Here is a 6443-nt window from a genome sequence, read left to right on the forward strand (position 1 = left end):
GGGCTGCTGCGCAGCCCAACGGAGATAAATCCCCTCGCCACAAAGGTCTTCCCTGACATCAATCAGGATTTCGGCGGATTGATTTTCTGCACCAGCGCATACGCCTTCACCGTCGCCGGGCGATCCTTGATGTGGTTGAACCAGCGCTGCACATGCGGGAAGTCTTCCAGATTCTGGCTCTGCCATTTGTGCGAGACGATCCACGGGTAAATCGCCATGTCGGCAATGCTGTATTCGCGGCCCGCCACAAATTCGTTATCGGCCAGTTGCTTGTTCAATACGCCGTATAAACGTGCGGTCTCGTCGATGTAGCGCTTGATCGCGTAAGGGATTTTCTCCGGGGCGAACTGGCTGAAGTGATGATTTTGCCCGGCCATCGGCCCCAATCCGCCCATCTGCCAGAACAGCCACTGCAACGCCGTTTGCCGACCGCGCAGATCCTTGGGCAGAAACTTCCCGGTCTTCTCCGCCAGATACAAAAGAATCGCCCCGGATTCGAACAACGACAACGGCTCACCGCCATCGGCCGGTTCATGGTCGACGATGGCCGGGATGCGGTTGTTCGGGGCGATCTTCAGAAAGTGCGGCTGGAACTGCTCACCCTGGCTGATGTTGATCGGGTGCACGTTGTACGGCAGGCCGGCCTCTTCGAGGAACAGCGAGATCTTGTGGCCGTTGGGGGTGGTCCAGTAATACAGGTCGATCATGGAAAACTCCAAAGCTGAAATGGACGTGCGTGCGAACAGCAAACGCCGGCGTCAGGTCGTCCCGTGTGCGTTCGATAGCTTGCTTAGTAGCAAGAGGTGATGCTGAACTGCGCAGAATTCAATGACCCCGCGTGAGAAAAATCGCCATGGAGCTTCAGGCCAACGCAGCACTGATCATCATTGACCAGCAAAAAGGCATCCAGCAGCCGCGTCTGGGGCCGCGCAATAATCCTCTGGCTGAGGAACGGATTCTTGATCTGCTGGGGTTTTGGCGGCGTAGCTCAAGGCCGGTGATTCATGTGCAGCACCTGTCGCGCGAGCCGGATTCGGTGTTTTGGCCCAGGCAGGACGGCGTTGAGTTTCAGCAGCGATTTTTGCCGCAGGACGGCGAATGGCTGATTCAGAAACAGGTGCCGGATGCGTTTTGTGTCAGCGGCTTGGAGGCGCAGTTGCGTGGGGCGGGGGTCGGGCAACTGATCATCGTGGGCGTGGCGACCCATAACTCGGTTGAGTCAACGGCACGTACCGCAGGCAATTTGGGGTTCGATACGTTTGTGGCTGAGGATGCGTGTTTTACCTTCGACAAGGCCGATTATTTCGGCACGCTGCGCACGGCTGAAGAGGTGCACGCGATGTCGCTGGGGAATTTGCACGGGGAGTATGCGACGGTGGTCAGTGCTGCCCTGATTTTGGCAGCCGACTGATAAACCTGTGGGAGCTGGCTTGTCGGAACGCCGCATCGCAGCGATGGCGGAGTAACAGGCGACATCAATGTTGAATGTGCCGGCCTCATCGCTGGCAAGCCAGCTCCCACAGGGCCTGCGGATGTCCACAAAAATGTGTTCAGTGCAGATCAACGGTGGCAGCGAGCCTGCTCGCGAAGGCGTCAGGTCAGGCGAAGAAGGTCTTCGCCTTGAGCATCAAGCGCCGTGGCACTTTTTGAATTTCTTGCCGTTGCCGCATGGGCAAGGGTCGTTGCGGCCGACGTCTTTCAGGGCGTTGCGCACCGGTTCCTGGTGAGCGTGGCCGCAGTTCGGGCCGTGGACGTGGCCGTGGTCATGATCGTGGTGATGGTCATGATCATGATCGTGGTTGCAGTCAGGGCCATGGACATGAGGTTGCTGGGTCATCGGTGTTGCTCCGGAATAAAATCGGCGGGGATTATCACGCCATTGCGCTCAAGGTGCACGTAATGAGCGATGAATAAACCGGTTTCCATTTCACCCTGCAAGCGATAGGGAATCTGCTGGGTCGGACTTTTCAGCATTTTCACCACGTCTTTTACCTTCGGCCACAGGTTGGTGCGGATCGGTACTTTGAAATAGGCACTGCGTTTGGGTCCCACCGTGAACCAGTGTTCATGCTCGCCCTCGGCCAGCAGCATGTCGGCCAGATGAATGCGGTATTCGAGGCCGCGCACGGTCAGGTCGCTGTCGTTGGTGTTGTCGATGCGAAAGTGCAGGATGAATTTCTGTTCGAGCAGTTTGGCGCGCACCACTTCGACTTTCACCAGATGCACGGCGGGGTCGACGCTGTCGTCGCTGAACCACGAGGCACAGCCGCCGAGGTTCAGGATCAGCATCAGAATGAAGCATTGGCAGGTGCGCCGACGACCGAGCATGGTTTAACTCCCTTTGGTGCCAGTCTAGACGCTAAAAGATCGCAGCCTTCGGCAGCTCCTACAGAGAAACGCATTCCATGTAGGAGCTGCCGCAGGCTGCGATCTTTTGATCTTCAACCTCAAGCGCCGAAATACCCTGCGCAGCACTTCTTGAACTTCTGCCCACTCGCGCACGGGCAGCTGTCATTGCGCCCCAGCTTCATCTGCACCGTCGGGTCGATGAAGTACCAGCGTCCGGTGTTCTGCACAAACGAGGAACGCTCGCGATGGCTATGCTCGCCCTGACTGTCATGCCAGCGCGCCGTAAAGGTGACAAAGGCGTGTTCCGGCTGGCCGCCGAAGACCTCCGAGTGCTCCACCTCAAGGCCCAGCCAGGTGCTCTGCGCGCTCCAGTTGCTGATCGACTGGCGATCCAGGCCCGCTTGCTGGGCGGGCAGGGTGGTCGCCACCAGATAGTCGATCAGCCCCAGCACATAGGCGCTGTAGCGCGAACGCATCAGGGCCTCGGCGCACGGGGCCGGGAGGCCTGCGTGATAATGGCCGCAGCAGGCTTCCAGCAGATTGCCGCTGCCGCACGGGCAAATGGCTGTACTCATTGCATTACCACCAGTATTTGCCGAAGTTTTCCGGATTGGCCCAGAACCGTGAGTTGAGCCAGTCGGGGACTTGTTTGTATTCAAGCAGATCGTAGGTGAACAGCGTCAACACTTGATCGTCGCGCTGGAAGCGCTCACTGGCTTGTAGGGCCAGCGAATAAAAGTCGGTTTCCTGCCAGCCACAGGCTGCCAGATCCGCCAGCACGGCGATGCGGCTGGCGTTCAAATTGCGAATCCCGCCCAACAGGTTCAGGCCATCGCGCTTGGGCAGATGTTCCAGGCAATCGACCACCAGCGCCAGGTCGAACCGCTGAGCCGCCAGCTCGGCAGGTAAGGCACCCGGCGCAGCATGGGCGACGACGGTGTCCGGATGTGCCTCTTTAAAAGCACTCAACGCCGGAAACTCGCTGGCGCCGATCAACAGCAAGCGTGCCGGGGCATAACGATCCAGTAAAGCAGCCAACGCCTGCTGTGGCGTGCGCGAAGAAATGGCGACGTTCATCGAAGCTCCTCAATCAGATCGCCAAGACTAGCGCGCTCCATCTCCGGAGCCTAGCGCCCTGTCTCGCGGGTTTTCGGCAAAAGCGCCAAAGTCCTGTGAACACGGTCGCAAACAGCAGTGGCCTATTGCTGGCGGAGATTAAAACTCCGGTCTTTACTCCCTGAATCGGTTCTAAGCCGATCCCTCAGGAGAAAACTAGATGAGCATAGTTCGGACAGCATTACCCTTGGTTCTGCTAACCAGTGTGTTGACTGGTTGTGCAGGTTTGCAGAAAACCGACTGGCCGACCTGTGCGGCGGTCGGCGGTGTCGTCGGTGCCGGTCTCGGCGCGACGGAAAGTTCGGCGTGGGCGGGTTACGGCGCGCTGATCGTCGGTGGTACTGCGGCAGCCTATTGCTGGGTGCACGGTGATGGCGACGAAGACGGCGATGGTGTGCCGGACAGTCGCGACAAGTGCCCGGGCACGCCGAAAGGTGTGCAAGTCGATGCTGACGGCTGCCCTCCACCTGCCCCTGCGCCAGTGGTTGAAGAAGCTGTAGTGGTCAAGGAAGAAACCATCGTCATTCGTGATGTGCACTTCCAGTTCGACAAAGCCACGCTGACCGGTCCTGACAAACAAGTGCTCGACAAGGTCGCCACGCGCCTGAAACAGGAATCCTCTACCGCGCAACTGACCGTGACCGGTCACACCGACAGTGTCGGCAGCGATGCCTACAACAAGAAACTGTCGGATCGTCGTGCGCACTCGGTGGTTGAGTACCTGATCCAGCAGGGCGTACCGCGGGCCAGCTTCGTGTCGGTGTCCGGTCTGGGTGAAAGCCAGCCTGTGGCCGATAACAAATCGGCTGATGGTCGCGCGCAAAACCGTCGTACCGAAATCAAAATCGTCCGCTAGACCTCTCGCATCCGCGGCTTGTGCAGTCGCGGATGCGGGTCTTTACTCCTGTGTAACCGGTATGGGCCGGTGACACAGGAGCTTTCACAATGAGTGTTTTCTCAAGGTCCGTCTTGCCGGTACTACTGCTAGGCAGCTTGCTCACCGGTTGCGCCACCCACAGCGATGGCACTGCCCCCCTCAATCAACGTACGTGGCCGATCTGCAGCCTTATCGGCGGGCTCGTCGGTGGCGGTCTCGGCGCCATTGAAAGTGCCGGCTGGGCCGGTGGCGGCGCAGCGCTGGGGATTCTGACCGGCGGACTGATCTGTTATGCCCAGGACGGCGATGAGGATGACGACGGCGTATTCGACCGCCGCGACCGTTGCCCGGACACTCCGCAAAATACCCCGGTCGATCACCGCGGTTGCCCGCTGCCGCAATATCCAGTCACCGAAAAAGTACCAGAACCAGCGCCGCAGACTGAGGTGATTACCCTCAGCGATGCCGGCAACGTGCTGTTCGATTTCGACAAGTCCGACCTGACTCCGGCGGCGAAAGCCCAGCTCGATACGCTGATGGACAAGCTGCGCAATGCTGACGTGGTGAGCATCAAGGTCATCGGGCATACCGACAGCAAAGGCTCGGATGCGTATAACCAGGCCTTGTCGGAACGGCGCGCGAGCAGTGTTGCGGCGTATCTGCTGAGCCAGGGCCTGGCACCGAACAAACTCACCAGTGAAGGTCGCGGGGAAAGCGAACCGGTGGCCGACAACGCCACCGACGAGGGACGCGCGCAAAACCGTCGCGTGGAGTTGCACATCAATCGTTAGGACGCGTCTGAAGGGCGCAGGCTAGAGCTGCCGGGCGACGATCATCGTCGTTCCGGCAGCCATTTGGCGGTGCAACGAAGTTTTTTCATTTTCCCCTCTGGCTTATCCCCCGCAGAAGCCGTTACTGTGCGCCCAAAGAATAATTCGCAACACGGGGGAGCGTATGAAACTGTTCTGGGGGCTGGGGCGTGTGTTGACCCTGCTGTTCTGCTGCGTGGTGCTGGCCAATCAACTGGTGCCGTTCGTACATCCGCTGCACCTGCTGGTCAATCTGGCCGGTGGTCTGCTGTTGCTGGTCCATGTACTCGAAGTGCTGCTGTGCAATCGCAGCCTCAAAGGCCGTCCGCACCCTTGGCGTGACCGTGGCCGCATTCTGTTGTTCGGCGTATTCCACCTGCAAACCATCCCGGCCCCGGCCGCTCCGGAGGCTTCTTCCCATGCGTAAACTTTGCCTGCTCGCTGCATTCATCAGTCCTTTGGCCTGCGCCCAGGTGGTCAGTGTCGAAACCAATTCGCTGATGCGTTTGCCCAACACCGCCAGCACCTTGCAGCTTGAAAAACTGGAAGTCGCCGATTACGGCACGCTGTTGATTCCTGCCAACGTGACCGAGTTGAGCGTCGGTGAACTGCGCCTTGGTCATGAAGCGCGCATTGCGATCGTTCCGGGTGAACAGGCGCTGGACCTGAAGGTCGCGCGCGCCGAGCTGAGCGAAGGCAGCAAAATTACCGCGCGCGGCGCACCGGGCACCTATGAAAAAGCTGCGCGTGCCGGGCGTAATCTGAATCTGCAATTCAAGGCATTGAACGCGCCGCAGCTGTCGGTTGATGCCCGTGGCGGCACCGGTGCACCGGGTTTTGTCGGTCTGGATGGCGGCAATGGTGAAGATCCGGGCTGCACCTATGGCTCGGCTGGTCATGGTTTTGATGGCAGTAACGGCAGCGACGGTCAGCCCGGTGCACCGGGTGCGCTAGTGCGGCTGGAAGTGCCACGCGAGTTTCCGGCCGATTTGATCAAGGTCAACGTGGCTGGCGGTGCCGGTGGCCCGGCCGGTGTTGGCGGTAAGGCAGGGAAGGGTGGCAAGTCCAAGGGCTGCCTGGTGTATCGCGCCGATGGCGGCAAGAATGGCAAGGCCGGAGCGGATGGTCAGCCTGGGCCGGTGGGGGCGGCGGGTGCGGTGACGGTGCAGCGCTTGTAAGCTCTTTTACTGATTGTTCCCACGCTCTGCGTGGGAACACAGCCCGTGACGCTCCGCGTCACTGGACGCGGAGCGTCCCTTGCGGCATTCCCACGCAGAGCGTTGGAACGATCA

General features: G+C 59.7%; 10 protein-coding genes. 5 read left to right on the plus strand and 5 right to left on the minus strand.

The window, feature by feature from the left end; all coding sequences use genetic code 11:
• Positions 1-62: 62 nt before the first annotated feature.
• Positions 63-707, minus strand: a complete 645-nt coding sequence (locus tag PMI37_RS19235; RefSeq protein WP_008083908.1) for a glutathione binding-like protein — start codon at positions 705-707, stop codon at positions 63-65.
• 146 nt (positions 708-853) lie between these two features.
• On the opposite strand from PMI37_RS19235, the gene PMI37_RS19240 reads away from it, so the two are divergent.
• Positions 854-1411 (plus strand): cysteine hydrolase family protein, encoded by a 558-nt coding sequence (locus tag PMI37_RS19240; RefSeq protein WP_008083910.1) that lies wholly within the window; start codon positions 854-856, stop codon positions 1409-1411.
• A gap of 216 nt (positions 1412-1627) precedes the next feature.
• On the opposite strand, the gene PMI37_RS19245 is transcribed toward PMI37_RS19240, so the two are convergent.
• From PMI37_RS19245 to PMI37_RS19260, 4 genes are all read right to left on the minus strand, one after another.
• The gene (locus PMI37_RS19245; RefSeq protein ID WP_008083915.1) at positions 1628-1837 is read right to left on the minus strand and encodes an SEC-C metal-binding domain-containing protein; all 210 of its coding nucleotides are present in this window, start codon (positions 1835-1837) and stop codon (positions 1628-1630) included.
• Positions 1834-2328, minus strand: a complete 495-nt coding sequence (locus tag PMI37_RS19250; protein ID WP_008083916.1) for an LEA type 2 family protein — start codon at positions 2326-2328, stop codon at positions 1834-1836. Before PMI37_RS19250 ends, PMI37_RS19245 begins: the two co-directional genes overlap by 4 nt.
• A 119-nt stretch (positions 2329-2447) precedes the next feature.
• On the minus strand, positions 2448-2924 hold the full coding sequence (locus tag PMI37_RS19255) for a YchJ family protein (protein ID WP_045123197.1): 477 nt from the start codon (positions 2922-2924) through the stop codon (positions 2448-2450).
• Between the two features lie 4 nt (positions 2925-2928).
• Positions 2929-3426 carry a DUF6231 family protein gene (locus tag PMI37_RS19260; RefSeq protein WP_008083921.1) on the minus strand — a complete coding sequence of 166 codons (498 nt, stop codon included), beginning with the start codon at positions 3424-3426 and terminating at the stop codon, positions 2929-2931.
• A gap of 199 nt (positions 3427-3625) precedes the next feature.
• On the opposite strand from PMI37_RS19260, the gene PMI37_RS19265 reads away from it, so the two are divergent.
• The 4 genes from PMI37_RS19265 to PMI37_RS19280 all read left to right on the plus strand — a co-directional run bounded on the left by PMI37_RS19265 (position 3626) and on the right by PMI37_RS19280 (position 6329).
• Complete coding sequence (locus tag PMI37_RS19265) at positions 3626-4321, plus strand: OmpA family protein (protein ID WP_008083923.1); 696 nt, start codon at positions 3626-3628, stop codon at positions 4319-4321.
• 89 nt (positions 4322-4410) lie between these two features.
• Positions 4411-5133, plus strand: coding sequence for an OmpA family protein (locus PMI37_RS19270; protein WP_008083925.1), 723 nt, complete (start codon positions 4411-4413; stop codon positions 5131-5133).
• A gap of 163 nt (positions 5134-5296) precedes the next feature.
• On the plus strand, positions 5297-5578 hold the full coding sequence (locus tag PMI37_RS19275; protein ID WP_008083927.1) for a DUF1145 domain-containing protein: 282 nt from the start codon (positions 5297-5299) through the stop codon (positions 5576-5578).
• Positions 5571-6329, plus strand: coding sequence for a hypothetical protein (locus PMI37_RS19280; protein ID WP_008083929.1), 759 nt, complete (start codon positions 5571-5573; stop codon positions 6327-6329). Before PMI37_RS19275 ends, PMI37_RS19280 begins: the two co-directional genes overlap by 8 nt.
• Positions 6330-6443 lie beyond the last annotated feature (114 nt).

It is taken from the genome of Pseudomonas sp. GM80, assembly GCF_000282515.1.
Taxonomy (GTDB): Bacteria; Pseudomonadota; Gammaproteobacteria; order Pseudomonadales; family Pseudomonadaceae; genus Aquipseudomonas.

Coding starts and splice junctions, on each gene's coding strand:
- PMI37_RS19265 (WP_008083923.1), top strand. CDS start 3,626: ATGAGCATAGTTCGGACAGCATTACCCTTGGTTCTGCTAACCAGTGTG.
- PMI37_RS19260 (WP_008083921.1), bottom strand. CDS start 3,426: ATGAACGTCGCCATTTCTTCGCGCACGCCACAGCAGGCGTTGGCTGCT.
- PMI37_RS19255 (WP_045123197.1), bottom strand. CDS start 2,924: ATGAGTACAGCCATTTGCCCGTGCGGCAGCGGCAATCTGCTGGAAGCC.
- PMI37_RS19280 (WP_008083929.1), top strand. CDS start 5,571: ATGCGTAAACTTTGCCTGCTCGCTGCATTCATCAGTCCTTTGGCCTGC.
- PMI37_RS19270 (WP_008083925.1), top strand. CDS start 4,411: ATGAGTGTTTTCTCAAGGTCCGTCTTGCCGGTACTACTGCTAGGCAGC.
- PMI37_RS19235 (WP_008083908.1), bottom strand. CDS start 707: ATGATCGACCTGTATTACTGGACCACCCCCAACGGCCACAAGATCTCG.
- PMI37_RS19275 (WP_008083927.1), top strand. CDS start 5,297: ATGAAACTGTTCTGGGGGCTGGGGCGTGTGTTGACCCTGCTGTTCTGC.
- PMI37_RS19250 (WP_008083916.1), bottom strand. CDS start 2,328: ATGCTCGGTCGTCGGCGCACCTGCCAATGCTTCATTCTGATGCTGATC.
- PMI37_RS19240 (WP_008083910.1), top strand. CDS start 854: ATGGAGCTTCAGGCCAACGCAGCACTGATCATCATTGACCAGCAAAAA.
- PMI37_RS19245 (WP_008083915.1), bottom strand. CDS start 1,837: ATGACCCAGCAACCTCATGTCCATGGCCCTGACTGCAACCACGATCAT.